General features: G+C 68.2%; 25 protein-coding genes. 9 read left to right on the top strand and 16 right to left on the bottom strand.

Annotated elements, in window-relative coordinates; all coding sequences use genetic code 11:
- Window positions 1-13: 13 nt before the first annotated feature.
- The 6 genes from GGR25_RS12760 to tsaD all read right to left on the bottom strand — a co-directional run bounded on the left by GGR25_RS12760 (window position 14) and on the right by tsaD (window position 4,078).
- Window positions 14-718 (bottom strand): class I SAM-dependent methyltransferase, encoded by a 705-nt coding sequence (locus GGR25_RS12760; protein ID WP_183399156.1) that lies wholly within the window; start codon window positions 716-718, stop codon window positions 14-16.
- An 8-nt stretch (window positions 719-726) separates the two neighbouring features.
- Window positions 727-1,146, bottom strand: coding sequence for an EVE domain-containing protein (locus GGR25_RS12765; protein WP_183399157.1), 420 nt, complete (start codon window positions 1,144-1,146; stop codon window positions 727-729).
- Window positions 1,147-1,169: 23 nt separating this feature from the next.
- On the bottom strand, window positions 1,170-1,451 hold the full coding sequence (locus tag GGR25_RS12770; RefSeq protein ID WP_183399158.1) for a YciI family protein: 282 nt from the start codon (window positions 1,449-1,451) through the stop codon (window positions 1,170-1,172).
- 79 nt (window positions 1,452-1,530) lie between these two features.
- A complete protein-coding gene (locus GGR25_RS12775; protein WP_183399159.1) occupies window positions 1,531-2,499 on the bottom strand; it encodes an NAD(P)H-dependent glycerol-3-phosphate dehydrogenase in 969 nt (322 codons plus the stop codon).
- Window positions 2,496-2,987 (bottom strand): NUDIX domain-containing protein, encoded by a 492-nt coding sequence (locus GGR25_RS12780; RefSeq protein ID WP_246409609.1) that lies wholly within the window; start codon window positions 2,985-2,987, stop codon window positions 2,496-2,498. Before GGR25_RS12780 ends, GGR25_RS12775 begins: the two co-directional genes overlap by 4 nt.
- Window positions 2,984-4,078, bottom strand: coding sequence for a tRNA (adenosine(37)-N6)-threonylcarbamoyltransferase complex transferase subunit TsaD (tsaD, locus tag GGR25_RS12785; protein ID WP_183399160.1), 1,095 nt, complete (start codon window positions 4,076-4,078; stop codon window positions 2,984-2,986). The genes GGR25_RS12780 and tsaD overlap by 4 nt, the downstream gene beginning before the upstream one ends.
- Window positions 4,079-4,184: 106 nt before the next feature.
- Here tsaD and hemC point away from each other — a divergent pair, with 106 nt between their 5' ends.
- Genes hemC through GGR25_RS12805 form a run of 4 tightly spaced genes read left to right on the top strand, consistent with a single transcriptional unit; the run spans window position 4,185 to window position 8,644 of the window.
- Complete coding sequence (gene hemC, locus GGR25_RS12790; protein ID WP_210299923.1) at window positions 4,185-5,123, top strand: hydroxymethylbilane synthase; 939 nt, start codon at window positions 4,185-4,187, stop codon at window positions 5,121-5,123.
- 2 nt (window positions 5,124-5,125) lie between these two features.
- Window positions 5,126-5,857: a uroporphyrinogen-III synthase gene (locus GGR25_RS12795; RefSeq protein WP_183399161.1), complete on the top strand. Its 732-nt coding sequence runs from the start codon at window positions 5,126-5,128 to the stop codon at window positions 5,855-5,857.
- A 46-nt stretch (window positions 5,858-5,903) separates the two neighbouring features.
- Window positions 5,904-7,115 (top strand): COG4223 family protein, encoded by a 1,212-nt coding sequence (locus GGR25_RS12800; protein ID WP_183399162.1) that lies wholly within the window; start codon window positions 5,904-5,906, stop codon window positions 7,113-7,115.
- 5 nt (window positions 7,116-7,120) lie between these two features.
- On the top strand, window positions 7,121-8,644 hold the full coding sequence (locus GGR25_RS12805; RefSeq protein WP_183399163.1) for a heme biosynthesis protein HemY: 1,524 nt from the start codon (window positions 7,121-7,123) through the stop codon (window positions 8,642-8,644).
- 281 nt (window positions 8,645-8,925) lie between these two features.
- Here GGR25_RS12805 and GGR25_RS12810 read toward each other — a convergent pair whose 3' ends face one another.
- The 4 genes from GGR25_RS12810 to GGR25_RS12825 form a co-directional block, all read right to left on the bottom strand.
- Window positions 8,926-9,984 (bottom strand): esterase-like activity of phytase family protein, encoded by a 1,059-nt coding sequence (locus tag GGR25_RS12810; RefSeq protein WP_183399164.1) that lies wholly within the window; start codon window positions 9,982-9,984, stop codon window positions 8,926-8,928.
- Complete coding sequence (gene cobT, locus GGR25_RS12815) at window positions 9,981-11,873, bottom strand: cobaltochelatase subunit CobT (RefSeq protein WP_183399165.1); 1,893 nt, start codon at window positions 11,871-11,873, stop codon at window positions 9,981-9,983. The genes GGR25_RS12810 and cobT overlap by 4 nt, the downstream gene beginning before the upstream one ends.
- Before the next feature lie 39 nt (window positions 11,874-11,912).
- Window positions 11,913-12,899 (bottom strand): cobaltochelatase subunit CobS, encoded by a 987-nt coding sequence (gene cobS, locus GGR25_RS12820; RefSeq protein ID WP_183399166.1) that lies wholly within the window; start codon window positions 12,897-12,899, stop codon window positions 11,913-11,915.
- Window positions 12,900-12,993: 94 nt separating this feature from the next.
- The gene (locus GGR25_RS12825; RefSeq protein ID WP_183399167.1) at window positions 12,994-13,617 is read right to left on the bottom strand and encodes a J domain-containing protein; all 624 of its coding nucleotides are present in this window, start codon (window positions 13,615-13,617) and stop codon (window positions 12,994-12,996) included.
- 68 nt (window positions 13,618-13,685) lie between these two features.
- Between GGR25_RS12825 and GGR25_RS12830 the strand changes: the two genes are divergently transcribed.
- Window positions 13,686-13,949, top strand: a complete 264-nt coding sequence (locus GGR25_RS12830; RefSeq protein WP_183399168.1) for a BolA family protein — start codon at window positions 13,686-13,688, stop codon at window positions 13,947-13,949.
- A 9-nt stretch (window positions 13,950-13,958) separates the two neighbouring features.
- Here the strand turns inward: GGR25_RS12830 and GGR25_RS25025 are convergent, their stop codons facing one another.
- The 4 genes from GGR25_RS25025 to purE form a co-directional block, all read right to left on the bottom strand.
- The gene (locus GGR25_RS25025; RefSeq protein WP_183399169.1) at window positions 13,959-14,660 is read right to left on the bottom strand and encodes a cyclic nucleotide-binding domain-containing protein; all 702 of its coding nucleotides are present in this window, start codon (window positions 14,658-14,660) and stop codon (window positions 13,959-13,961) included.
- A gap of 352 nt (window positions 14,661-15,012) precedes the next feature.
- Entirely contained in the window at window positions 15,013-18,168 is a 3,156-nt protein-coding gene (gene ileS, locus GGR25_RS12840) for an isoleucine--tRNA ligase (RefSeq protein ID WP_183399170.1), read from the bottom strand.
- A gap of 227 nt (window positions 18,169-18,395) precedes the next feature.
- Window positions 18,396-19,484, bottom strand: a complete 1,089-nt coding sequence (locus GGR25_RS12845; RefSeq protein ID WP_183399171.1) for a 5-(carboxyamino)imidazole ribonucleotide synthase — start codon at window positions 19,482-19,484, stop codon at window positions 18,396-18,398.
- On the bottom strand, window positions 19,477-19,941 hold the full coding sequence (gene purE, locus GGR25_RS12850) for a 5-(carboxyamino)imidazole ribonucleotide mutase (protein ID WP_183399584.1): 465 nt from the start codon (window positions 19,939-19,941) through the stop codon (window positions 19,477-19,479). The genes GGR25_RS12845 and purE overlap by 8 nt, the downstream gene beginning before the upstream one ends.
- Before the next feature lie 173 nt (window positions 19,942-20,114).
- Here purE and GGR25_RS12855 point away from each other — a divergent pair, with 173 nt between their 5' ends.
- Window positions 20,115-20,801 carry a GGDEF domain-containing protein gene (locus GGR25_RS12855; RefSeq protein WP_183399172.1) on the top strand — a complete coding sequence of 229 codons (687 nt, stop codon included), beginning with the start codon at window positions 20,115-20,117 and terminating at the stop codon, window positions 20,799-20,801.
- Here the strand turns inward: GGR25_RS12855 and GGR25_RS12860 are convergent.
- Window positions 20,791-20,997 carry a YdcH family protein gene (locus tag GGR25_RS12860; RefSeq protein WP_183399173.1) on the bottom strand — a complete coding sequence of 69 codons (207 nt, stop codon included), beginning with the start codon at window positions 20,995-20,997 and terminating at the stop codon, window positions 20,791-20,793. The genes GGR25_RS12855 and GGR25_RS12860 overlap by 11 nt on opposite strands.
- Window positions 20,998-21,258: 261 nt before the next feature.
- Between GGR25_RS12860 and GGR25_RS12865 the strand changes: the two genes are divergently transcribed.
- The gene (locus tag GGR25_RS12865) at window positions 21,259-21,441 is read left to right on the top strand and encodes a YdcH family protein (RefSeq protein ID WP_183399174.1); all 183 of its coding nucleotides are present in this window, start codon (window positions 21,259-21,261) and stop codon (window positions 21,439-21,441) included.
- 63 nt (window positions 21,442-21,504) lie between these two features.
- On the opposite strand, the gene GGR25_RS12870 is transcribed toward GGR25_RS12865, so the two are convergent.
- Entirely contained in the window at window positions 21,505-22,686 is a 1,182-nt protein-coding gene (locus GGR25_RS12870) for an OpgC family protein (protein ID WP_183399175.1), read from the bottom strand.
- A 200-nt stretch (window positions 22,687-22,886) separates the two neighbouring features.
- Here GGR25_RS12870 and GGR25_RS12875 point away from each other — a divergent pair, with 200 nt between their 5' ends.
- Together GGR25_RS12875 and GGR25_RS12880 are read left to right on the top strand one after the other, a co-directional pair.
- On the top strand, window positions 22,887-23,390 hold the full coding sequence (locus GGR25_RS12875; protein WP_183399176.1) for a MarR family winged helix-turn-helix transcriptional regulator: 504 nt from the start codon (window positions 22,887-22,889) through the stop codon (window positions 23,388-23,390).
- Window positions 23,387-24,640 carry an HlyD family secretion protein gene (locus tag GGR25_RS12880; protein WP_183399177.1) on the top strand — a complete coding sequence of 418 codons (1,254 nt, stop codon included), beginning with the start codon at window positions 23,387-23,389 and terminating at the stop codon, window positions 24,638-24,640. Before GGR25_RS12875 ends, GGR25_RS12880 begins: the two co-directional genes overlap by 4 nt.
- The last annotated feature ends 78 nt before the right edge of the window (window positions 24,641-24,718 follow it).

The raw sequence follows: 24,718 nt of genomic DNA on the forward strand, positions 1-24,718 counted from the left end.
TGCCGTCGGCTCATCATCGTGACGCGCTGTCGCACGATGCGGCAGGCGACGTCCCGGCGTCGGCCCGCGAGGGCAGTATCTCGAGGATTGAGACCTGTTTGACGAGGCTGTCCTCGAGCGCCGTTTCCGCCGGCACCTCGTAGCGCGCAAGCTCTCTGAACCCCTCCGCCGGCCTGTAGGTCCGGCCGGGATCGCCGACGATCACACGGGCATGCCGGGCGAGGCTGGTCAGCCAGGGCAGGACTCGTTCCGAGAAGGCGCGATCGTAGAAGATGTCGCCGGCGAGGACGATGTCCGTGTCGGCGGGCGAACCGATCCGGTCGCCGCCGCCCGTCACTATTGTGACGCCATTGGCGGATGCATTGAGGCCGATCGCCACGGCGGCGAAGGAATCGATGTCGACCGCCTCGACGGAGGCCGCGCCCGCGCGCGCCGCCGCGATCGCGACAAGGCCCGAGCCGCTGGCGAAATCGACCACCCTTTTGCCGGCGACGATCTCGGGATGGTCGAGCACATAGCGCGCGAGGCCGCGCCCGCCGGCCCAGGCAAAGGCCCAGAACGGCGGCGGCAGGCCGATCGTCGCCAGCTCCGTCTCGGTCTTCTCCCAGAGGCTCGTGGCTTCGTCTGCCTGGTGGATACTGATTTCCGGAACGAAGGGCACTGGCGCCAGCCGGGTTTCGGCCCGGATGAAGCGCTGCCTGTCCACGCCGCTCAGCATGCGGCCGTTCAGGGCTCGGTCCCCGCCATCTCGCAAACGATCGCCCATTCCGCATCGCTCACCGGCTGGACGGAGAGGCGCGAATTGGAAACGAGCGCCATGGTCTTCAGCCGGGGCTCAGCCTTGGCCGCAACGAGGGTCACCGGCTTCACGACCGGTCGCACGGCGCGAATGTCGACGCATTCCCACGTGCCACTGTCGTCGGTCGAATCGGGATGGGCGGTCCGCACCACCTCGACGATGCCGACGATCTCCTTGCCCTCGTTCGAATGGTAGAAGAAGCCGCGATCGCCGACCTGCATGGTGCGCATGTGGTTGCGCGCCTGATAGTTGCGCACGCCGTCCCATTCCTGGCCCGCCGGACCCTTCGATTCCAGATCGGCGAAGGAGAAGACGTCGGGCTCGGACTTGAAGAGCCAGTGGGCCATGAATCGGATCCTCTCGGTCGTGATCAGTCGGGCTTACCGACGACCCAGCGCCAGGGCTTGATCTGGCTCGACTTGAACAGCCCAGCCTTCGCATAGGGATCCTGCGCGAGAATGGCGGCGGCTTCGGCCTCGCTCTCCGCCTCGACGATCAGCAGCGAGCCGACCGGCTTTTCGCCGCTCGCGTCGAGCAGCGGTCCGGCGATCCGGACGGGGGCGGTCTTCATCCATTCGAGATGGACGGGCCGGGTCTCGAGACGGGTCGGCAGACCGTCGTCGCGGTCTTCGAGAATGGCGACGAAATGCATGGGCTTCCTCCAGGAATGGGCCGGCGGCACGTTATGCGGCAGGCGCGCGGCGGTAAAGGCCGCTCTCGGCAACGGGGCGCTAATCGGTCTCGTGTTTCAGCGGCCGGCTCATCAGGGCCAGGATCGCCTCGTCGATATCAATCTCGCCCTCGACGATCGCGGCGACGGCTTCTGTGATCGGCATCTGGATGCTGTGGGTTCGCGCCATCTCGCGCGCGACGGGGGCCGTGGCCGCGCCCTCGACCAGGCCGAGAGCCGGTGCCTCGCCGCGGCCGAGCGCAATGCCATAGGCGAAATTGCGCGACTGCACCGAGGAGCAGGTGAGCACCAGATCGCCGAGCCCGGAAAGCCCCATTAGCGTCTCCGGCCGGGCGCCCATGGCCGCACCGATCCGGCGCAGCTCCGCGAAACCACGGGCGATGAGCGCCGCCGACGCGCTCGCGCCGAGCTGCCGTCCCGTGACGATGCCGGCGGCGATCGCGAGCACGTTCTTGAAGGCGCCGCCGATCTCGACGCCGATCATGTCGGTCTCGGCATAAGGCCGGAAGCTCGGCGAGCCGAGCGCCTGGCAAAGCGCCATGGCCAGCTTCGGCTCGGACGCGGCGATCGTCACCGCCGTCGGCAATCCATGGGCGACATCGACCGCGAAGCTCGGTCCCGAAAGCACCGCCGGATCGGCGGGCGGCAGGGCCTGTTCGAGCACTTCCGTCGGACGAAACATGGTCGATCGTTCGAGACCCTTCGCGCAGATCACGACGGGCGTTCCGTCCGCAATGGCGGAAAGCCGCATCGCGACGGCGCGCACGGTCTGTGTCGGCGTCGCGAGCAGGATCGCGTCCGCCTTGGCCACATGGGCGATAGTGCCGGTGATCTCGATCGCGGGCGGGATGGCGACGCCGGGCAGATGCGCATCATTGCGCCGGGTCGCGGCCAGCGCCTCGACGTCGCGCCCCCAGAGGATGACCTCGCGTCCGGCCCGCTCGGCAGCGAGCGCCAGCGCGGTTCCCCAGGCACCCGCACCGACGACGGCGATTCGTTCGAGGCTCATCGGGACATCTCCTCGAGGCTGAGCCGCGCGATCACCTGCGGCAGGAAGCTGTCGAGCGCGCCGAACAGCTTCGGCTGTGGCAACAGAGGCTTGAACGAAAACGCCATCCGGATCGGCGGTCCGCCGCCGTCGGGTGTCGCCTCGGTCCATTCCCACGAGGTTGCCGGCGCTTGATCGAGCGCCGTATGGAAATAGGTGCGCAGGTGCTCGAAACGCGTGGCGCCCGTCTCGAAGCTCTCGGATTCGAAGCTGTAGAGCGCCTCGCCGAGCCGACCGAAGACCTGTGGCGCGGCAAGGCCGGTTTCCTCGGTGAACTCGCGCCGGGCGGCCATTTCGATATCCTCCCCCGTCTCGACGGTCCCGCCCGGAACCTGAAGCCCTAGCTCCGGAAAGTCGGGTTCGCTGAACACGAGAAGGTGCTGGTTCCAGGTCGCGTAGACCACAACCTTGCGCCGAAACCGGACGTGCATTCGGCGATCGGAGCTCATGCCTTGGCTCCCTTTGCGCCCGAGCCGATCCGTGGCGCGGCGAGCTGGTCGAGTGGCCAGCGCGGCCGGGCGAGGGCGTCGAGCCCGTCGGTCAGGCCGAGCGCGAGCCGTTCGGCGCCCGCCCAGGCGATCATGGCGCCATTGTCGGTGCAAAGCTCCATCGGCGGCGCGAGAAAACGGAAGCCGCGGGCGGTGAGTTCGGCATCGAGGCGCCGGCGCAGCGCGCGGTTCGCGGCGACGCCGCCGGCGACGACGAGGGTCGGCGTCACGATGCCGGGATAGGCGGCGCGGAAGCGCGCCAGCGCATGGCCGACCCGGTCGCCGACGACATCGGTGACGGCCGCTTCGAAGGCCGCGCAGAGATCGGCGACATCCTGTTCGGACAGCGGCGCGGCAGCCTCGGCGGCGTGGCGGACGGCTGTCTTGAGGCCGGAGAAGGAGAAATCGCAGCCCGGCCGGCCGGTCATCGGCCGCGGCAGGTCGAAGCGGTCCGGATCGCCGACAGCGGCGGCGCGCTCGACGGCGGGACCGCCGGGATAGGGCAGTCCGAGCAGCTTGGCGGTCTTGTCGAAGGCTTCGCCGAGCGCGTCGTCGATCGTCGTGCCCCAGCGCTCATAGTCGCCGACGCCGCGCACCAGCAGGATCTGCGTATGGCCGCCCGAGACGAGCAGGAGCAGATAGGGGAAGGCGAGGCCATCCGTCAGCCGCGCCGTCAGCGCATGGCCTTCGAGATGATTGACCGCGACGAGCGGCTTGTCGGCGGCAAGCGCGATGGCCTTGGCGGTGGTCAGCCCGACGATCAGCCCGCCGATCAGGCCGGGGCCCGCGGTGGCCGCAACCGCCGAAAGACCGTCATAGGACACGCCGGCATCCGCCATCGCGCGCGCCACGATATGGTCGAGCGCTTCGATATGGGCACGCGCCGCGATTTCCGGCACGACGCCGCCGAAAGCCGCGTGATCGGCGATCTGCGAGCGGACGACATTGGAGCGGATTTCGCCGCGACCCTCGCCGTCCCAGGCGACGACCGAAGCGGCCGTTTCGTCGCAGCTCGTCTCGATGCCGAGCACCAGGACCGGGGAGGAGTGCATCGCAGGCCTTTCGGCACCTCGAGAAATATCGGATTGCGATCAGGCGCACGGACACTAGACTGCGCGCCTTGTTCGCCGAGAGGCTCTAACACCCGGACCCGACGCCTTGCAATCCGACCTTCTCCCGCCCGTTATCCGGATCGGCACGCGCGGCAGCCCGCTCGCGCTGGCGCAGGCGCATGCAGTCCGCGCGCACCTTTCGGCGCTGCCGGACATGGCGGCGACCGAGATCGAGGTGGCGGTGATCCGCACCTCGGGCGACCGCATCCAGGATCGTCCGCTGTCGGAAGTCGGCGGCAAGGGCCTCTTCACCAAGGAGATCGAGGCGGCGCTGCTCTCCGGCGAGATCGATCTCGCGGTGCATTCCTCGAAGGACATGCCGACCGTGCTTCCCGAAGGGCTGGAGCTTTCCGCCTTCCTGAAGCGCGAGGACGTGCGCGACGCCTTCCTCTCGCCGGTCGCGACGACGCTCCGCGAACTGCCGCAAGGCGCGGTGCTCGGCACCTCGTCGCTGCGCCGGCGCGCCATGGCGCTGCGCGTTCGGCCGGACCTGCAAGTCATTGATTTCAGAGGCAATGTCGAGACGCGGCTGAAGAAGCTCGCGGAAGGCGTCGCGCAGGCGACGCTGCTCGCCAAGGCCGGTCTCAACCGCCTCGGTCTCGAAGCCCATGCGACCAGCCTCCTCGACACCTACGATTTCCTGCCGGCCGTCGGGCAGGGCGCCGTCGCGATCGAGACGCGGATCGACGATTTCCGCATCCGCGAACGCGTGGCGCGGATCGGCGACGAGGCGACGGGTATCGCGCTCATCGCCGAGCGGGCCTTCCTGGCCGTGCTCGACGGGTCGTGCCGGACGCCGATCGGCGGGCTCGCGGAGATCGAGGGCGAGCATATCCTCTTCCGCGGCATGGTTCTTTCGCCCGATGGTCGGCGCAGCGAGGCGGTCCGGCTCGAGGGCGGCATCGCCGATGCGCGGGCGATCGGCATGGCTGCGGCCGAAGAACTGGTCGGCCGGGGCGGGCGCACCTTTTTCGGCGGCGACTGACCATGCGCCTTGTGGTGACGCGGCCTTCGGGAGATGCCGAGGCGACCGCCGCCCGGCTGGCAGCCTTGGGGCATGAGGCGCTGGTCGCGCCGATGCTGGAACGTGTGCTGCTGCCGATGCCGACCCTCGGGGAGATGCCCGCCGCGATCGCGCTGACCAGCGCCAATGCGCTCGCCGGCCTCGAGGCGTCGCCCGAAAGCCGCCATTGGCGAAATCTACCCGTCTTCAGCGTCGGCGGCCGTACGGCGGCGGCGGCGCGCGTCGCCGGCTATGCCGACGTCCGCTCGGCGGAGGGTGATTCGGCCGACCTCGTCCGATTGATCGCGAGCGATCTTTCCCCCGGCGCGGGGACCATCCTCTACCCGGCCGCGACGGAGCGGGCCGGCCATGTCGATGCGGCCCTCGCCGCCGCCGGCTACCGCGTGCATCTCGCCGAAGTCTATTCCATGGAGCCGGCGGCGCGCCTGCCGGAGGAGGTCGCAGCCGCGCTCCGCCAGGGAAGGCTCGACGGCGTGCTGCTCTATTCGCATCGGACAGCGGCGACGCTGGTCCGGCTGGCCGATGCGGCCGGTCTCGGGCCGGCGTTGGCGGCGGTGCGCGCCTTTGGGATCTCGGAGGCGGTCGTCGCCGGGCTGCCTTTCGATCGGGTGACCCTTTCGGCGGCGCCGAACGAGGATGCGCTCCTCGCCGCGCTCGAAAGCGGGGACGGAACATCGGCCGCAGGCAAGCGTTGACGCTTTCCTCTATACTGTGCGCCGGGGCAACGCGAGACGAGGCCAGATGCAAGACGCGGACAAATCGAAGCCCGAGGCCGACCGGACGGGAGAAGCGCGCCGCAAGCGGCCGCCCGTGACGATCGATCTCGAAGCGGAAGCCGTGAACGAGGTCGCGGGCGAGCGCACCGAATCGCCTGCCGAGCCGGAGGTCGCCGTGGCACCTGAGCCTGAGCCTCACCGGGAGGCGGAGCCGGCCCGTCCGGCCGAGCCGGAAGCCAATCCCGATCCGGAGGTCGCGGTCGATACGGCGGCGATCGAGCGGCGGCGCGCCGGGGCGTCGCGCTATGTGCCGGTTCTCGCGGCGGCCGTGCTCGGCGGTGTCGTCGGCGGCGTGCTGGTCGCGTTCCTGAACGCGCCGCAGACCGATACCGTCAATATCGCCAGCATCGACAGCCGCTTCGCGACGCTCGCCGCCCGCCTCGACAAGCTGGAGACGGCGGACAACACCGCCTCTGCCGGCTCCGTCGATCCGCAGCGTTTCGCGGCGCTGGAGCAGCAGGTCGAGGCGCTCCGCGCCGCGCCGTCTGCCGCCCCTGCCGCGGCCGAGGCCCCGGCGCCCGTCGATCTCGGGCCGCTGGACGCGCGGATCGCCGCGCTCGAATCCCGTCCGGCCGCTGTTGCGGCGCCGGCGGTCGATCTTTCGCCCGTCGAAGCGCGCGTCACCGAACTCGCCGCCCGGCTCGACCAGCTCGTGGCGCATCCGCCCGTCGATCCCAAGACCGAGGCCGCGGCGCTGACCATCGCGCTCACCTCGCTGCGCCAGGCCGCATCCAGCGGCAGAGCCTTCGCCGGTGAGCTCTCCGCCTATGCGGCGCTCGGCGGCAAGGCGGAAGCGCTCGCGCCGCTGGCCGCTGCGGGTGCGCCGTCGCTCGCCAGCCTCGAAGCCGCCTTTCCCGCCATTGCCGACCGTATCCGCGCTGATGCGGCCAAGGTCGATCCCGATGCCAGCGTCTGGCAGCGCCTCGCCGCCTCGGCCGGGTCCCTCGTCAGCGTGAAGCCGGCCGGCCCGATCGAGGGCAGCTCGACGATCGCGGTCGTCTCGCGCATGGAGGCCGCGGTCGCCCGCGGCGATCTTCCGGCGGCGCTGCGCGAATCCGATGCGCTGGACCAGGCGGCGAAGGTGCCGCTCGCCGATTGGGCCGAAGGGGCACGGCGCCGCGTCGCCATCGACGCGGCCATTGCCGATCTGCCGCCCGCCGGCGCCTCGAACGGGTAGGCCGCATGATCCGCATCCTCGTCTATCTCGCGCTTCTCTTCGCCGTCGCCGCCGGCTTCGCCTGGCTCGCCGACCGGCCGGGCGAAATCGCGCTCGTCTGGCAGGGCTATGAGATCCGCAGCAGCCTGATGGTGGCGGCGATCGCCTTCGCGGCGCTGTTCGTGGCGCTCGCCATCCTGTTCTGGATCGTGACGACCCTCGTCCGTGCCCCGCGCCTGTTCGGCGACTGGCTCGGCGGCCGCCGTCGCGACCGCGGCTTCCGCGCCTTGTCGCGCGGCATGGTCGCGGTGGGCGCCGGCGACGTGAAGCTCGCCCGGCGCTATGCGCTCGAATCGCGCAAGATCCTCGGCGCCGAGCCGATGACGCTGCTGCTGGCCGCGCAATCCGCGCAGCTCTCGGGCGACGCCCCGGCGGCGCGGACGGCGTTCGAGGCCATGCTGGAGGACCCGGAGACACGGCTCCTCGGCCTCCGCGGTTTGTTCGTCGAGGCGGAGCGGGCCGGCGAGCACGAGGCCGCCCGCCATTTCGCGTCCGAGGCGCATCAGAGCGCGCCGGCCCTCGCCTGGGCTGGACAGGCGCTGTTCGCCTATCAGGCCGCGGCGTCCGACTGGCGCGGCGCGCTGGAAACGCTCGGCTCCAACACTCATGCCAAGCTGGTCGATCGCGGCGAGTCGCATCGTCTGCGCGCCGTGCTGCTGACCGCGCGCGGCCTTGGCGATGAGGCCTCCAATCCCGAAGAGGCGCGGGCCGCCGCGCTCGAAGCGGTCAAGCTGGCGCCGGGTCTCGTCCCGGCGGCGACGCTCGCGGCCCGCCTCTCGGCGCGCAACAGCGACTATCGCCGCGCGTCCAAGATTCTCGAGGCGGCCTGGAAGGTCGAGCCGCATCCCGAGATCGCGGAGGCCTATCTGAACGTCCGCCCCGGCGATGCCGCCGGCGACCGGCTGAAGCGGGCGGAGAAGCTCGTCACGCTCCGGCCGATGAGCGCCGAGAGCCATTATGCCCTCGCCCGCGCCGCGTTCGATGCACGCGATTTCGCCGCCGCGCGGCGCGCGCTCGGGTCGGTCGCGGAAAGCGAGCGCACGGAGCGCTATTGCCTGCTCATGGCCGAGATCGAGGAGGCCGAGGGCGATCGCGGGCGGGTGCGCGAATGGCTCGGCCGTGCGCTGCGGGCCCCGCGCGATCCCAGTTGGATGGCCGATGGCTATGTCTTCACGGCCTGGGCTCCGGTCTCGCCGGTTTCCGGACGCATCGACGCGTTCGAATGGCGCGTGCCGACGCTCAGCCTCGGCGGCGAGGAGCGGCCTTTGATCGATCTGATGCCGGCGCCGGAGACGAGCCCGGCCGAGATGCCGGTCCTCGAAGCCGCGCCGGTCCAGCGCGCCGCGCCGCCATCGCCTCCCGTCGAGCCGGCTGCCGTTCAGCCGAGCCGCCCCGTCCAGGCAGGGCGCGATCTCCCCAAGGCACCGATCCCCGATGATCCCGGCGTCGAGGACCCCGACAAGCGGATCGACCCGATCCACCTGCAATAGCGGAGGGCGGGCTGACGGCGTTTGCGGGACAGATTGCCGTGCAATGCCCTTGGCCGGGACGTCGTCCGGCCCGCCCGTCGTCCCACACTCCGGCGTCATCCCGGGCTTGACCCGGGATCCATACAGCCGAGGTACCGGACGCTGATGCGCGTCAGGCTGAATGGATGCCGGCTTCCGCCGGCATGACGGAGCTTTTTGGCGCAGGCCGGTGCGCTCTTCCACACGGCGATCGAAGCCGAATGACCGGGGGGCAGCCGCAGCCGACCCGAGGGCGATCAAAACTACTCGTTCGCCGCAGCCTGCTGCGGGCCGAGCCAGATGAATTCCAGCAGGATCGTGCGCTGGATGAAGGAGCGGTTGTCGTCCGAGACCAGCGTCAGGCGTGTGCGGCCGTCCGGGTCGGTGGTGACCGAGAGCCCTTCCATATTGTCGATCTGGTTCGACATGTCGGCGAACAGCATCACGGGGCCGTCGACCGTGGCGCCGGGGCGGATGCGGGCCGCGTCGATGCGGCGGAGCCGCATCTGGACGCCGAGCGGCATGATCACGCGGCGCTCAAGGATGACGAGGTCGCCATTGGGCAGGAAATCGGCGTCGGTCACGGCGAAGCCGTCGCGGCGCTTGACGGCGAACTCGCCCGCGAGCGGGCCGTTCACGACGAAGGCGCGATGATCGCCGGCCCGGTTCAGCGTTTCCTCGGCGATCAGGATCGGCGCGCCCTGGAGAGGCGAATCCTGCGGCGCGAGCGCCAGCGCCTCGAAGCCGCGATTGCGCCGGATCCCCTTGGCGCTCTTCGGCAGGCGGATCGGCTGCGGCCGCGACAGAGCGAGGTCCGGCTCCTGGCGATAGGCCTTCAGATCATTGGTCTGCTCGAACGAGACATAGGCGACCGGTGCACCATTGAGATGGCCGAGCCGGAGGCCTTCCGCATCGGCATTGCGCTTGGCGCCGAGCGGGCGTCCCTCGGCGTTCAGGATCGGCGCCCATTGCGGCTCCGAAATGCCGGTCAGCCAGCCATTCGTCCGCTCGACGGTGCCGCGGAACCAGTAGCCGAGATCCGATACCGCGACGAAACGCTTGCCGTCCGCCTCGAAGTCGAGGCCGGAGAGGCCGCCGAAGCTCGGGGCCGGCGAGGAAAGCACCAGCCCGCCGCGAAATTCGAGCTCGCCGAACCGGGTCGCGTCGCTGGTGAGGCCGAAGCGGTTGATCGGCGTCGCCGTCAGTTCGATATCGGCAAAGCCCGCCGCCTCGGCGGAGCCGGCCAGCGGGTGCAGGAGGTGCAGCGCGATCGCCGCCGCGAGGAAGAGGGGACGCAGGGCGGCGAAGACGAGTGCCGTCATCGGCCGCCGGCCCGCCGCCGGGGCGCCGGGGCGGCCGCGTGCTCGTCGAACAGTTCGGCGAGCTTTTCCGTCATCGCGCCGGCCAGTTCCTCGGCATCGACGATGGTCACGGCGCGCTTGTAATAGCGCGTCACGTCATGGCCGATGCCGATGGCGATCAACTCGACCGGCGAACGGTTCTCGATCTCGTCGATCACGAAGCGCAGATGCCGCTCGAGATAATTGCCGGTGTTCACCGATAGCGTCGAATCGTCGACCGGCGCGCCGTCCGAGATCATCATCAGGATCTTGCGCTGCTCGGTGCGGGCGAGCAGGCGCTTATGCGCCCAGTCGAGCGCCTCGCCGTCGATGTTCTCCTTGAGGAGACCCTCGCGCATCATCAGCCCGAGATTGCGGCGTGCGCGCCGCCAGGGCGCATCGGCGGCCTTGTAGATGATGTGCCGGAGATCGTTGAGACGGCCGGGCGCCGCCGGCTTGCCGGCCTGCAGCCACGCCTCGCGCGATTGCCCGCCCTTCCAGGCACGCGTCGTGAAGCCGAGCAGCTCGACCTTGACGCCGCAGCGCTCCAGCGTGCGCGCGAGGATATCGGCGCAGGTCGCCGCCACGGTAATCGGGCGGCCGCGCATCGAACCGGAATTGTCGAGCAGCAGCGTCACGACCGTGTCGCGGAAATTCGTGTCCTTCTCGATCTTGAACGAGAGCGGCTGCATCGGATCGGTCACGACGCGGTGGAGCCGCGCCGGATCGAGCATGCCCTCCTCGCGGTCGAAATCCCATGAGCGGCTCTGCTGCGCCATCAGCCGGCGCTGCAGGCGGTTGGCGAGACGGCCGACCGCGCCCTGCAGATTGGAAAGCTGCTTGTCGAGGAAACCGCGCAGCCGGTCGAGCTCGGCGGCATCGCAGAGGTCCTCGGCCTTGATCACCTCGTCGAAACGGGTGGTGAAGGCCTTGTAGTCGCTGGTCGGCACGCTCGGGGCGGTCGGCATGTCGGGATGGCGCGCCTCGCCGGCGTCGCGTGCATCCTCGCTGTCCTCGCCCTCGGATTCGTCCTCGGCGCCGGCTTCGGTCGTCTCGGTGTCGCCGCTCTCGGTCTCGTCGCCGGTCGCCTCGGATTCCTCCGAGGATTCGCTCTCGGACTGGTCGGCCTGCTCGGAGCTCTCGTTCTGCTCGGAGCCGGAATCCTCGCTCGCCTCGCCGTCCTCGTCGTTCGGATCCTCCTCGCCCTCGCCGAGTTCGTCGGCCATGTCGAGGGAGGCGAGCAGCGAGCGCACGGCGGAGGCGAATTTGCGCTGGTCGGCGAGCGTGTCGGCGAGGCGGTCGAAATTGTCGCCCGCCTTCTCCTGGACCCAATCACGCCACAGATCGACGATGCGCTGGCTCGATTCCGGCGGCTTCAGCCCGGTCAGCTTCTCGCGCACCATGAGCGCCACGGCATCCTCGAGCGGCGCCTCGGCGCGGTCGGTGATCTCGTGGAAATTGCCGCGGTGATAGCGGTCCTCGAGCATGGCGGCGAGGTTGCTCGCCATGCCGTCCATGCGCCGTGCGCCGATCGCCTCGACCCGCGCCTGCTCGACCGCGTCGAACACGGCGCGAGCGTTCTTGCCCTCGGGCGCCACGGCCCGGTGGACCGTTGCGTCATGGCAGGCAAGGCGCAGCGCCATGGAATCGCCGAGGCCGCGGGTCACCGCGATCTCGTTGGCCGTGGGCTTGCGACCCGGCTCCGGCAGGCGCACGCGCAGGCCCGCGAGCCCCGGCCGGTCGTTGGAGAAGGTGACCTCGAGATCGGCCTTGCCGGAAATCGCGCGCACGCAGCCGACGACCGCCCGCTTGAACGGTTCGGAGGCCGGCTCGCCCGGCCGTGCCTTCGGATCGGTGTTGCTGCCGCTCATGATGACTGCTCGGCTGATGCTCGACGTGACGGGGCCGGATTAGGAGAGGACGACGTTCGCCGCCGATTCCGCCAGTTCCTCGCCGAAGGCGCGCTGGTAGAACTCGGCGACCAGCGGCCGCTCCAGCTCGTCGCACTTGTTCAGGAAGGTGACGCGGAAGGCGAAGGCGATGTCGCCGAAGATCTCGGCGTTCTCGGCCCAGGTGATGACCGTGCGCGGGCTCATGACGGTCGAAAGATCGCCGTTCATGAAGGCCGAGCGGGTCATGTCGGCGAGGCGGACCATGCGGCCGACCAGCGCCTTGCCCTTGGGATCGGAGAAGTGCTTCGCCTTGGAGACGACGATGTTCACCTCATTGTCGTGCGGCAGGTAGTTCAGCGTCGTCACGATGGACCAGCGGTCCATCTGCGCCTGGTTGATCTGCTGCGTGCCGTGATAGAGGCCGGACGTGTCGCCGAGGCCGACCGTGTTGGCGGTGGCGAACAGGCGGAAGGCCGGATGCGGGCGGATGACGCGGTTCTGGTCGAGCAGCGTCAGGCGGCCGGAGCTTTCGAGAACGCGCTGGATGACGAACATCACGTCCGGCCGGCCGGCGTCATATTCGTCGAAGACGAGCGCGACATTGTGCTGATAGGCCCAGGGCAGGATGCCGTCGCGGAACTCGGTGATCTGCAGGCCGTCCTTGATGACGATCGCATCCTTGCCGATCAGGTCGATACGCGAGATGTGGCTGTCGAGATTGACGCGCACGCACGGCCAGTTGAGGCGCGCGGCGACCTGCTCGATATGCGACGACTTGCCGGTGCCGTGATAGCCCGTGACCATGACGCGGCGGTTGCGCGAGAAGCCGGCGAGGATGGCGAGCGTGGTCGTCCGGTCGAAGAGATAGTCGGGATCGATGTCCGGGACATGCTCGTTCGGCGCCGAAAAGGCAGGGACCGTCAGGTTGGAATCAATGCCGAACACCTCCCGCACCGCAATCTGCGTATCGGGGAGGGAGGCCTGATCGATCGTCGTTTCAGTCATATTGGCTCCGTCGCGTCCCGGGGGAACGCCTGCGGTCGGTTCCTGGAGGGGAAGGGCCCGCATCGCTTCTCCGGCGAAGGGGTCCGAGGTCCTTCTAGCAGAAGCCGGCCGCTTTGAGGAAGTTGTAAGCCTGGATGATCTCGCGAAGTCGGTCCTCCGACGAGCGATCACCGCCATTGGCGTCCGGATGGTAGAGCTTCACCAGCGACTTGTAGCGCGCCTTGATCTCGGTCTGGGATTCCGAACCTTCGAGCTCCAGCGTGTCGAAGGACTTCTTTTCCAGCGTTTTCAGGTGCCGTTTCGGCTCCGGCGCCGCCGCCTCATGCGCCGTGCGATTGCCGCGGAACATGCCGAACGGATCCTCGGAATCGGCGCGCCAGTCGCGTGCGGCATGGGCGCGCACATTGTCGCGCTGCTCGCCGGCCGCGTTCACGCCCATCGCCCAGGTCGGGCGGTGTCCGGTGATCGAGTCCTTCTGGTAGGCGGCGATCTGCTCGTCGCCCATGCCGGCGAAATAATTGTACGACTTGTTGTAGAGCCGCACATGGTCGATGCAGAAATGATGGTACTGGCCCTCGCGGCCACGACCCATCGGCGCCTTGTGCGTCCCCGCGAGGTCGCACCCGGCCCAGCCGCAGCGAAAGGGCGAATCCTTCGGCATCGCATCGACGCTCGGCTTGATGCGGATGCGATCGAAGAGTTTTGAATCGAGCTTCATCGAACGATTATGCTAGGGCGCCCGCGCCCGGACAAGGCGAAGGCTCGGGAAAGGTGAAAGGAAGAGCGATGGATACGAGGGAGCGGATCGCAAAGGTTCTCGGCGAGGCGCTCGCGCCCCAGAGCCTAGATGTGATCGACGAATCGCATCTTCACAAGGGGCATGCGGGCGCGCGGCCCGGCGGCGAGACACATTACCGCGTCCGCATCACGAGCGAGGCCTTCCGCGGCAAGAGCCGCATCGAGATGCATCGCACGATCAACACGCTGCTCGCGGGCGAACTTGCGGCCGGCGTCCATGCGCTGGCGATCGAGGCGAAAGTGCCGGCCTGACGTCGCTTCTCAGCTGGTGCGGCCGGTTTCGATGGCGCGGCGGCGATTGGCGGCGGTGAGCTTGCGGGCGAGCGCGATGCCGACGCCGCGATAGATCGCGGCGGCGATCTTCGGGTCTTCCTCGCCCGCGGCCTTGAGCTTCGCGCTGTCGAGCGCGATCACGGAGAGCGGCGTCGCGGCGCGCACGGTCGCCGTCGCCGCGATCCCGGTGAGGAACGCGACCTCGCCGACGAATTCGCCGGCCCGGATCTGCCCCACGCGGCGCCCGCCGACCTCGGCCACCGCATGGCCGGACGCGATCAGATAGATCGCCTCGATCGGCTCGCCCTCGCTGGTCAGCACGGCCCCCGGCGGCATGTCGAACGCCTCGCCGAACTCGATCAGTTCGGCCAGATGCTCGTCGTCGAGATCCGCGATGCCCTTCTTCAAGAGATCGCCGCCGCTCGCCGCGTGAACCAGCCGGCGCGCCTGCTCCAGCATATAGAGGCGGTAGAGATTGATGAGGATAAACAGGGCGTTATAGGCGATGCCGGTATAGAGCGGCGTCTCGGGCAGCGCGAAATAGACGATCTGGAACGCGAAGGCGAGGACGAGGAAGACGCGCAGCCAGAAGATGGAGGTCAGGAAGAACGAAACGGCCATCAGCAGGAAGCCGATATGGCCGGGAATGTCGATCTTGTTGCCGAAGAACAGGCTGAGCACGTCGAGCACGGTCGTTCCCCCTTCCGAGCGGCTGCGGCCACTCTAGTGCAGACGAAGGACCAGACAAGCGCCGATGCGGCGAGGCGCGCGCCATCGCTTCACGAGAGGACGAAAAGAAGCCGGGGGACGCTGGAGGACGCATTCCGACCGGGCCTCTCACCCTTCAGGGGCGCAGTCCGAAATCCTCGGTGGATTGGTGCGCCGCGCTCTCCGCAACAACTGCCGTCATTCCGACTTTCGCCGGGATGACGGCAAGCATGGGGTGATGGCAGGACTGCGCCAGCCCGCCCCGGCAATCGTCATCCCGGCTTTCGCCGGAATAACGCCAGGGGACGGAGGGGGGATCGCCCCCGCGCCGCGCTCAGCGCGCGACGCGGACGCCGATTTCGATCGGCTGGTCGTCGAGGGTCGAGCGCGAGACGAAGCCTTCCGGCTCGCCGTCGGTCGGGCGGAGCGTCTCGGCCAGCGTCTCGGCGCGGATCGTCTCCTCATGGTCGACGATCGCCATGGCCGCGTCGTTCGCGGCCTTCACCTCGATATGGATGCGGTCGGAGATGCGGAAGCCCGCTTCCTTGCGCGCCACCTGGACGAGGCGGATGAAGTCGCGCGCGATGCCCTCGCGCTCCAGGCCCTCGTCGACATGCGTGTCGAGCACGACGACGCCGGCCGAACCGTCGAAGGGCGCCGCGTCGACGCCTTCATTGGCCTGGAACTTGAGGAAATACTCGCCAGCCGCCAGCGTCACGCCACCGACCTCGACCGCATCGCCGACCGGCTTCCACTCGCCCGCCTTGGCGGCGGCGATGACGCCCTTCAGCTGCGCGCCGAGCCGCTTGCCGACGACGGGCAGGTTCGGCGTCAGCACCGGACGGCCATAGGCCGAGGGATCGTCGACGAAGGTGACTGCCTTGACGTTGACCTCGTCCGTGATGACGCCGACGAGCGGCTCGAGCTTGGCATGGTCGGGATGCGCCACGACCAGCGAGCGCAGCGGCAGGCGCGTGCGCAGGTTCTTGATCGTCCGGATCGAGGCGGCCGAAGAGGCGACGGAGCGGGCGAGGTCCATGCGCTCGACCAGGACCGGATCATTGACGAGCGCGCCTGCATCCGGCCAGTCGGCGAGGTGCACGCTCTGCCCATCGACCAGCGCACGGTGGATGTGCTCGGTCAGATAGGGCAGGAACGGCGCCAGCGCGCGGGTCATCGTCACCAGCACGGTATAGAGCGTGTCATAGGCCGCCTGCTTGTCGGCGTCCTTCTCCGCTTTCCAGAAGCGCTCGCGCGAGCGGCGGATGAACCAGTTGTTCAGCGCCTCGATGAAGGGCGGGAAGGCGTTGGTCGCGCCGGCAAGGTCGAGCTTGTCCATCGCCGCCTCGATGCCGCGGATCAGGTCCGCGGTCTTGGCGAGGATGTAGCGGTCGAGCTCCGCCTCCGCGGTCGTCACCATCCGGCCCTTGATGCCGTCGATGTTCGCGTAGAGCGTGAAGAAGGAATAGGCGTTCCAGATCGGCAGCATGACCTGGCGCACCGTCTCCGCGATGGCGCGGCCGTCCTTCGGCATGGCGAGATCGCCGCCGGAGAGGAGCGGCGACGAGACGAGATACCAGCGCAGCGCATCCGCGCCATAGGTGTCGAACACCTCGATCGGGTCGGGATAGTTCTTCAGACGCTTGGAAAGCTTCTGCTTGTTCTCGTCGAGCACAACGCCGTGGCACACGCAGGAGCGGAACGGCGCCTTGTCGAACAGGGCCGTCGACATGACCATCAGCGTGTAGAACCAGCCACGCGTCTGCGCGACATATTCGACGATGAAGTCGCCGGGGAAATGCCCTTCGAACCAGTCCTTGTTCTCGAACGGGTAATGCACCTGCGCGAAGGGCATGGAGCCCGATTCAAACCAGCAATCGAGCACGTCCTCGACGCGGCGCATCACCGACTTGCCGGTCGGATCGTCCGGGTTCGGGCGCGTCAGATCGTCGATATAGGGGCGGTGCAGATCGTGCGGGCGCACGCCGAAGTCCCGCTCGATCTCGTCGAGCGAGCCATAGACGTCCATGCGCGGATAGTTCGGATCATCCGACTTCCACACCGGGATCGGCGAGCCCCAGAAACGGTTGCGGCCGATGTTCCAGTCGCGCGCATTTTCCAGCCACTTGCCGAACAGGCCGTCGCGCACATGCTCCGGCACCCAGGTGATGCCCTGGTTGAGCTCCACCATCCGGTCCTTGAAGGCCGAGACCTTCACATACCAGGAGCGCAGCGCCTTGTAGATCAGCGGCTGATCGGTGCGCCAGCAATGCGGATAATTGTGGTCATAGGTCTCGTGGCGCAGCACCACGCCATGCTGGTGCTTCAGCTCGCGGATGACCTCCTTGTTGGCGTCGAACACGTTCATGCCGGCATAGGGAGGCACTTCCGCGGTGAAATTGCCCGCGAAATCAACGGGATCGACGACCGGGACGCCGTTCGCCTGCGCGAGCGCCATGTCGTCCTCGCCGAAGGCCGGCGCGATATGCACCACGCCGGTGCCGTCCGTCATCTCGATGAACGAGCCGGCATGGACGCGGAAGGCGCCTTCCTGCCGCTTGGCCTCGAAGAAGGGGAACAGCGGCTGGTAGGTGCGCCCGACCAGGTCGGAGCCGCGGACCTGCGCGACCTCGTTCCAGCCTTCGAGCTCCTTGGCATAGTTGCCGACGAGCGGCGCACCGACGATGACGCGCTGGCCGTCCTTTTCGAGCACGGCGTAATCGGCGTCCGGCGCCACGGCGAGCGCCATGTTGGACGGCAGCGTCCAGGGCGTGGTCGTCCAGGCGGCGAGGCGCGTCGGCTTCTCGTCGGCGGTGAGCGGATCGAGCAGGAAGCCGACCGTCAGCGCCGGGTCCTGGCGCATGCGGTAGGAATTGTCGAGGCGGGTCTCGAAGTTCGACAGCGGCGTCTGCGCGGCCCAGGAATAGGGCACCACGCGATAGCCCTCATAGACGAGGCCCTTGTCGTGCAACTGTTTGAACGCCCACATGACGCTCTCCATGAAGGAGAGGTCCATGGTCTTGTAATCGTTCTTGAAATCGACCCAGCGCGCGGCGCGGGTGACGTAATATTCCCAGTCCGCCGTGAACTGCTGCACCGAGGTGCGGCAATGCTCGTTGAACCGGGCGACGCCGTATTTCAGGATCTCGAGCCGGCCGGAGACGCCGAGTTCCTTCTCGGACTGCATCTCGGCCGGGAGGCCGTGGCAATCCCAGCCGAAACGGCGGTCGACGACCTTGCCGCGCATCGTCTGGTAGCGCGGCACGAGGTCCTTCACGAAGCCCGTGACGAGATGGCCGTAATGCGGCAGGCCGTTCGCGAAGGGCGGGCCGTCATAGAAGACGAACTCGCCCGCGCCCTGGTCGCGCCGCTGCTTGATCGAGGCCTCGAAGGTCCCGTTCTCCTTCCACCAGGCACCGATCGCTTCCTCCATCTTGGGGAAGGACGGCGAAGGATCAGCGGCGGGATAGACGGTCTTCGGCTCGGTCATGAGGACGGATCTTCGGTTCTGGCGGAAATCGGCGTTTCAGATAGCGCCTTTGACGGGCAGGCGCCACCCCCGGGCGGGAAGGGCAGCATATGGGGAGCGCGCGGGCGGAGCGGAAGGGCTCAGGACCTCGCGACAGGCGCGCCTTCCTCCCCCTCTCCCGCTTGCGGGAGAGGGTCGGGGTGAGGGGTCTCAACCCGCCTATGGAGGGGGGAGAAGGCGAACGCTGCCTACCGCTTCGGATAGATCCGGTTCACATGGCCCATCTTGCGGCCGGCGCGGGTTTCGCTCTTGCCGTAGAGATGCAGCCGGGCGCCGGGTTCGGCGGCGAGCGGCAGCCATTCGTCGGCCTCGAAGCCGATCAGATTGATCATGACTGCGTCGCTGTGGCGTTCGGTCGAGCCGATCGGCCAGCCGGCGATGGCGCGGATATGGTTCTCGAATTGCGAGACGAGGCAGCCATCCTGCGTCCAGTGGCCGGAATTATGGACCCGCGGCGCGATCTCGTTGACGAGCAGTCGCTCCTCGCCGCCGCTCTCGGTCACGAACATCTCGACGGCGAGCAGGCCGACATAATCGAGCGCCTCGGCGATGCGGATCGCGATGGCGCGCGCCTCGTCGGCCGTTTCCGGACGGATTGCGGCGGGGACGGTCGATGTCGCGAGAATGTGGTTGCGATGCGCGTTCTCGGCGATGTCGTAGACCGCGACCTCGCCGCGGCGGCCGCGCACGACCAGCGCCGAGACCTCGCGCGTGAAATCGACGAAGCCTTCGAGCACGGCGGGCTTGCCGGCGATCGCGGCAAAGGCGGCGGCCGCGTCGTCGCCCTCGCGGATCGCCACCTGGCCCTTGCCGTCATAGCCGAAGCGGCGCGTCTTCAGGATCGAGGGGCGGCCGAGCCGGGCAAGCGCGACATCGAGGTCGCCCTGGCGGTCGATCGCCGCGAAGGGTGCGACGGGAATGCCGAGCTCCTGCATCAGCCGCTTTTCCGACAGGCGGTCCTGCGAGGCGGCGAGCGCGCGGGCATTGGGCAGCACGCGGGCCTGCTCGTCGAGGAAGGCGGCGGTTTCGGCCGGCACGTTCTCGAATTCATAGGTAATGACGTCGACCGAGCCGGCGAAGGCGGCGAGCGCCCGCTGGTTGTCATAGGAGGCGACGGTGCGGGCGGCGACGACGTCGAAGGCCGGGCTCTCGCCCTCCGGGCAATAGATATGGCAGCGGAAGCCGAGTTCGGCCGCGGCGAGTGCCAGCATGCGGCCGAGCTGACCGCCGCCGAGGATGCCGATCGTGGCGCCGGGCTTCAGGACGGAACTAGGCATCGTCGGTCGGCCGCTCCGCGACGCGGGAGGACTGGGCCGCCCGCCAGGCGTCGAGCCGGGCTGCGAGCGCCGGATCGCCGATGGCGAGGATCGCGGCGGCGAAAAGGCCGGCATTGATCGCGCCGGCCTTGCCGATGGCGAGCGTGCCGACGGGGATGCCGGCCGGCATCTGAACGATGGAGAGGAGGCTGTCCTCGCCGTGCAGCGCCTTCGATTCGACGGGGACGCCAAGGACGGGCAGCGGCGTCATGGAGGCGCACATGCCGGGCAGATGCGCCGCGCCGCCGGCACCGGCGATGATCACCTTGAAGCCGGCCTCGCGCGCGCCGGTCGCGAACGCATAGAGGCGGTCGGGCGTGCGATGCGCGGAGATAATCCGGTCGTCATGCGCGACATCCAGCGCGTCGAGGACCTCGGCTGCGAAGCGCATGGTCTGCCAGTCGGACTGGCTGCCCATGATGATCGCGACGGACGGCGTGGTCTCCAAGCGCGTTGTACTCCAGGGTTGGGCCGGGCGGGAAAGCGCGCGGATTATAGGGACAAGGCGCCGGGGAGCAAGCCGGCGCGGAAAGACCGGCTTGGTGACGGAGCGTTAACCATTGCTGAACCGCTTTCGGCGATGATTCACGAATGCCGACCCCCAAGCCCAATCCGTTTCATTCCGCCGATGATCATGGGGCCCCGTCCTATCGTGGCCGCAACCTCTTCGACGCGGATGCGATGGCGCCGGGCCATGGCGCGGGCGACTCGGCGGCGCTGCTTGCACGCCTCGCCCAGGAGGTTGCGGCGCTCCGGGCCGCGCTCGACACGAGCCGCCAGCAGATTGCCCGCCTAGAGCTCGAGGCGGCGGAGGATCCGGTCTCGGGCCTTCTCAACGAGCGCGCACTGAAGCGCGAGATCGACAAGGCGATCGCCTTCCATGCCCGCTATCGCGCGGATGCGGCGCTGGCGCTGATTTCCGCCGACGGCATGGGCACGGTCACGGAGCGGCACGGCCAGCGCGTCGGCTGCCGCATCCTGCGCACGCTCGGCGATCGTCTGCGCGGCGCCATCCGCTCCTGCGACGTGGCCGCCCGGATCGAGCCGCACCGTTTCGCGGTGGTGATGTGGAATGCGGCGCCGGCCGATTGCGAGCGGCGGCTCGAACTCGTGCGCGCGGCGCTGGGCGGCATGGACCGGATGCTGGAAGGCCGCGTCTGCGCCATCCGCATCCGCGCGGTCGCAACCGCGATCGGCCCGGATGACGATTCGGCGAGCCTTCTGGCGCGGGCGGAGGGATTGCTCGACGAGACGGCGTCCCGCGCCGTCAGGCGATGATGTCCGGCAGGAGCTGATCCTCCAGCACCACGATCCGGTCTTTCAGCGCGAGCTTCTTCTTCTTGAGGCGCTGGATGCGCAGCGGATCGACCCGCCCGGTTTCCGACATGACCGCGATCGCCGCGTCGAGGTCGGCATGCTCCTGCTTCAACCGCGCGAGCTCGAAGCGGATTTCCTGTTCGTCTTCCTCGGTCATGCGCCCCAATCTCGCTCCCCTTTCCCGTCGGGGGCCGACAAATCGGTGAGCAGAATACATGGTCGACCGCTGCGGCGCGAGCGGCGTTTCCGCCGCATGAGGCTCTTGCGCCCGTCGATCCCCGTTCCCAGATCACCTCAAGGAGATGTGAGCCGGCAACGCCGATTTTGATCGCCGGATCCACTCCCTCCGTTCGACAGGCGGCATGCTTTGTGTCAGCATGAACTCGCCATCATCGGTAGACGAAGAAAGGCAATGCTCATGTCCATCGAATCGCATCTGGAAGCGTTGGAGCGTCGGCACCAGGCTTTGGCCCATGAACTCGACAAAGCGGTGAAGAGCCATCCGAGTATGGATGCTCTTGAACTCGCAAGTCTCAAGCGCCGGAAACTTCAACTCAAGGATGAGATCGCGCGGCTGAAGGCCGATGCGACGATGCACTAGGCGAGAAATTTCAATCAAATCTTCGAAACGCCGCGCCTCGACGCGGCGTTTCTTTTTGGGGCTTTACTCGGCCGGAGCCACGGAAACGCCGGCGCGCTGCGGCTGGAACGAGCGCCCCGTGCGCGGCTTCATCCAGTCGAGCAGGAAGGCGAGGCCGAACAGCCCGACGAGGCCCGCGCCGATCAGCATGGTGTCGAGAACGAGGCTCGAGGCCGACAGGGTCGGGTCGTTCGGCAGCAGGAAGACGTTCTCGCGGATGATGTGGCCGGTGACCGAGAGCACGACCGAAAGCCAGAAGACGGGCAGCGTGTTGCGCCCGAGGCGGACGATCCAGTTATCGGCGTCGAGCCATTGCTGCAGGAAGCGCGGCACCGGGCTGAAGACGATCACATAGACCAGCGCCAGAAGGTGGGCGAGGCGGAAGACGCCAACCCAGCTCTTGTCGAAGCCGGTCAGCCAGACCCATTGCGGCAGCGGCGGGAAGCGATCCCAGAAGGCGCCGACGACCAGCACGGCGCTCAGGACGAGATAGCCGACCGCGAGCGCATAGAGCGCGCTGGACGGCTTGACCACGTCACCGCGCCTTAGCTTCACGCCCATGACGAAGCCGATGGTGAAGATCAGCTGCCAGGTGAAAGGGTTGAAGAACCAGCCGCCCGGCGCGGGGTAGGCCGGCAGCGAAAGGCGGAAGATATTGGCGGCCAGCCACAGCGCGAAGCTGGCGCCGAGCGCCAGCGAGAGGCGGATGCGGGCGAGCACCATGATGGCGGGCAGCATCAGCAGCATGCAGACATACATCGGCAGGATGTTGAAATTGCCGGTCTGGTAGGTGAGGGCGCCGATGCCCGCCATCGCCTTCAGCGGCTCGTCCATGATCCAGTGCCGCTCGTCCGGCACCATCAGTTCCGGCTTTTCGAGGAGCACCGCGGCGGCGGCATAGAGCGCGAAGCCGATGGCGACCGAGGAGAGCTGGGCGACATAGAGCGTGCCGACCCGCTTCAGGATCAGGCCGACCGAAAGCGGCGCCTGTCCGGAGAGGAAGCGGGGGAAAAAGGCGAGTGCCGCGGACATGCCCGCCAGCAGCACGAAAACCTCCGCCGCATCCGAAAGACCGAAATTCCTGTGCGTGAAATTCGCATAGAAATTCCCGGGAATGTGATTGACGAAGATGGAAAGCAGCGCGAGCCCACGGAAAAAATCGATCCGGTAGTCGCGCGGCATGGTGTTCGAAAATGGCTGCAACAATTCAATCGATCCTGCGTGCAGGTTCCAATCTCACCTCTGCCGGCTAACAAGCAATAAAGGCCAGCTTGGGGCCGCGCGGCAATACGACAACCCGTCAATGCGCGCCGCGTTCCCGTGCCTCACGTGTCCGTGACGGGCGCAGGAGGTTGCGGGAAAGCCGGGTGCTTGCATATGATAAGGATGCTTATTATATTGCCGCCATGGATAAGCCGCCCCGCGAAAAGCACCTGGGTTTCCTAATAAACGACGTTGCGCGCCTGCTCCGTCGCGCCTTCGATCAGCGCGCACAGGGGGCCGGCCTGACGCGCGCCCAGTGGCAGGTTCTGGCCCATCTCTTCCACAATGAGGGCTCGAACCAGGCCGCGGTCGCCGAGGCGCTGGAGATCGAGCCGATCACGCTGTCGCGCCACATCGACAAGCTCGAGAAGCTCGGCTTCGTGGTGCGCCTCCCCGATCCGAACGATCGCCGTGCCCGCCGCTTGCATCTGACGCCGGCGGTTCAGCCGCTGCTCGATGAGATGCGGCTTATCGGCAAGAGCGTACTCGCGGCCGCCCTCGAGGGCGTGGATGCGGAGGAGACGGAGCGCATGATCACTTCGCTCTCGCGCATGCGCGCCAACATGGCCGGACGCGGCATCGAAACACCCGATCATTCCGGCGACGCGCCCATGCCGTCGTCCCAACGCCAGAAGGTGCCGTCATGAGCGCCCAAACCGACCAGAATGCCTCGGAAGCAAAAGCTGCCGGCACCGCGCAGGCAAACCCGGCCAGTCCCGTCAAGGACGCGGCCAAGGCGCCGCAGCTGACCGTCGTCGGCGAGGCGCCGCCCGCCAAGCGCAAGCGCGGCCTCAGGGTCGGCCTGATGCTGGCGCTGCCGCTCGTGCTCGCCATCGGTGGCGGCTATCTGTGGCTGACCGGCGGCCGCTTCGCCGCGACCGACAACGCCTATCTCGAGCAGAACCGCGTGACGATCACCGCCGACCAGTCGGGCCGGCTCGTCGAGGTCGCGGTGGCCGAGAACGACCGCGTCAAGAAGGGCGATCTGCTCTTCCGAATCGATCCCGAGCCCTACAAGATCGCGCTCGACCAGGCCAATGCGGCCGTGGCGGTCGCGCGCCTCGAGGTGGAGCAGCTCCGCTCCGCCTATCAGCAGGCGCTTGCGGCGCAGCAGTCGGCGACGGATACGCTCGACTATCAGCAGAAGGTCTTCGCGCGCCAGCAGGACCTGTTGAAGCGCGGCGTCTCGTCCAATGCCGATTTCGACACGGCGCAGAATGCGCTGCGCAATGCCGAGCAGTCCCTGGCACAGGCGAAGGAAAAGGTTGCCGGCGCGCTGACCGCGATCGGCGGCGATCCCAACATCGAGACGGACAAGCATCCCGCGGTGATGCAGGCGCTGGCCGCCGCCGCAAGCGCTGCGCTCGCCCTGAAGCAGACGGCGGTGTTTGCCCCGGCGGACGGCATCGTCTCGCAGACGGATCGCCTGCGCGTCGGCCAGTACGTCACCAATCCCGCCATGGCGCCGACGGCGCTGATGAGCCTCGTCGAGACGGCGACGACCTATGTCGAGGCGAATTTCAAGGAGACCGACCTCACCCATATGAGGGTCGGCCAGGATGCGACGGTCACGCTCGACGCCTATCCGGATCACACCTTCCGCGCGACGGTCGATTCGATCGATGCCGGCACCGGTTCGGCCTTCTCGCTGTTGCCGGCGCAGAACGCCACCGGCAACTGGGTCAAGGTGGTCCAGCGCGTGCCGGTGCGTTTGAAGCTGGTCGATGCGGTCGACAAGGACGTGCTCCAGGCCGGCCTCAGCGCCTCGGTGGAGGTCGATACGGGCTACAAGCGCTCGCTGCCGGGCTTCGGCACGGCGCAGGCGGCCGACTCGCTGAGCATCCGCACGGCCGAGGACGAGAAGACAGGCGCGGCGGCCAATATCGCCACGCAATAGAGGCCATGCAATCGGCGATGCCCGGCATGCCGCGCAGCGCGACGGCCCGCGAATTCCCATGGGATCCGCGGCATGCCG

This window comes from Kaistia hirudinis, assembly GCF_014196455.1.
Classification (GTDB): Bacteria; Pseudomonadota; Alphaproteobacteria; order Rhizobiales; family Kaistiaceae; genus Kaistia; species Kaistia hirudinis.

What these genes read in the sequence shown, in the direction of transcription:
- GGR25_RS12760 (WP_183399156.1), bottom strand. Translation starts at nt 718, where the DNA reads ATGCTGAGCGGCGTGGACAGGCAGCGCTTCATCCGGGCCGAAACCCGG.
- GGR25_RS12765 (WP_183399157.1), bottom strand. Translation starts at nt 1,146, where the DNA reads ATGGCCCACTGGCTCTTCAAGTCCGAGCCCGACGTCTTCTCCTTCGCC.
- GGR25_RS12770 (WP_183399158.1), bottom strand. Translation starts at nt 1,451, where the DNA reads ATGCATTTCGTCGCCATTCTCGAAGACCGCGACGACGGTCTGCCGACC.
- GGR25_RS12775 (WP_183399159.1), bottom strand. Translation starts at nt 2,499, where the DNA reads ATGAGCCTCGAACGAATCGCCGTCGTCGGTGCGGGTGCCTGGGGAACC.
- GGR25_RS12780 (WP_246409609.1), bottom strand. Translation starts at nt 2,987, where the DNA reads ATGAGCTCCGATCGCCGAATGCACGTCCGGTTTCGGCGCAAGGTTGTG.
- tsaD (WP_183399160.1), bottom strand. Translation starts at nt 4,078, where the DNA reads ATGCACTCCTCCCCGGTCCTGGTGCTCGGCATCGAGACGAGCTGCGAC.
- GGR25_RS12795 (WP_183399161.1), top strand. Translation starts at nt 5,126, where the DNA reads ATGCGCCTTGTGGTGACGCGGCCTTCGGGAGATGCCGAGGCGACCGCC.
- GGR25_RS12800 (WP_183399162.1), top strand. Translation starts at nt 5,904, where the DNA reads ATGCAAGACGCGGACAAATCGAAGCCCGAGGCCGACCGGACGGGAGAA.
- GGR25_RS12805 (WP_183399163.1), top strand. Translation starts at nt 7,121, where the DNA reads ATGATCCGCATCCTCGTCTATCTCGCGCTTCTCTTCGCCGTCGCCGCC.
- GGR25_RS12810 (WP_183399164.1), bottom strand. Translation starts at nt 9,984, where the DNA reads ATGACGGCACTCGTCTTCGCCGCCCTGCGTCCCCTCTTCCTCGCGGCG.
- cobT (WP_183399165.1), bottom strand. Translation starts at nt 11,873, where the DNA reads ATGAGCGGCAGCAACACCGATCCGAAGGCACGGCCGGGCGAGCCGGCC.
- cobS (WP_183399166.1), bottom strand. Translation starts at nt 12,899, where the DNA reads ATGACTGAAACGACGATCGATCAGGCCTCCCTCCCCGATACGCAGATT.
- GGR25_RS12825 (WP_183399167.1), bottom strand. Translation starts at nt 13,617, where the DNA reads ATGAAGCTCGATTCAAAACTCTTCGATCGCATCCGCATCAAGCCGAGC.
- GGR25_RS12830 (WP_183399168.1), top strand. Translation starts at nt 13,686, where the DNA reads ATGGATACGAGGGAGCGGATCGCAAAGGTTCTCGGCGAGGCGCTCGCG.
- ileS (WP_183399170.1), bottom strand. Translation starts at nt 18,168, where the DNA reads ATGACCGAGCCGAAGACCGTCTATCCCGCCGCTGATCCTTCGCCGTCC.
- GGR25_RS12845 (WP_183399171.1), bottom strand. Translation starts at nt 19,484, where the DNA reads ATGCCTAGTTCCGTCCTGAAGCCCGGCGCCACGATCGGCATCCTCGGC.
- purE (WP_183399584.1), bottom strand. Translation starts at nt 19,941, where the DNA reads ATGGGCAGCCAGTCCGACTGGCAGACCATGCGCTTCGCAGCCGAGGTC.
- GGR25_RS12855 (WP_183399172.1), top strand. Translation starts at nt 20,115, where the DNA reads ATGCCGACCCCCAAGCCCAATCCGTTTCATTCCGCCGATGATCATGGG.
- GGR25_RS12860 (WP_183399173.1), bottom strand. Translation starts at nt 20,997, where the DNA reads ATGACCGAGGAAGACGAACAGGAAATCCGCTTCGAGCTCGCGCGGTTG.
- GGR25_RS12865 (WP_183399174.1), top strand. Translation starts at nt 21,259, where the DNA reads ATGTCCATCGAATCGCATCTGGAAGCGTTGGAGCGTCGGCACCAGGCT.
- GGR25_RS12875 (WP_183399176.1), top strand. Translation starts at nt 22,887, where the DNA reads ATGGATAAGCCGCCCCGCGAAAAGCACCTGGGTTTCCTAATAAACGAC.
- GGR25_RS12880 (WP_183399177.1), top strand. Translation starts at nt 23,387, where the DNA reads ATGAGCGCCCAAACCGACCAGAATGCCTCGGAAGCAAAAGCTGCCGGC.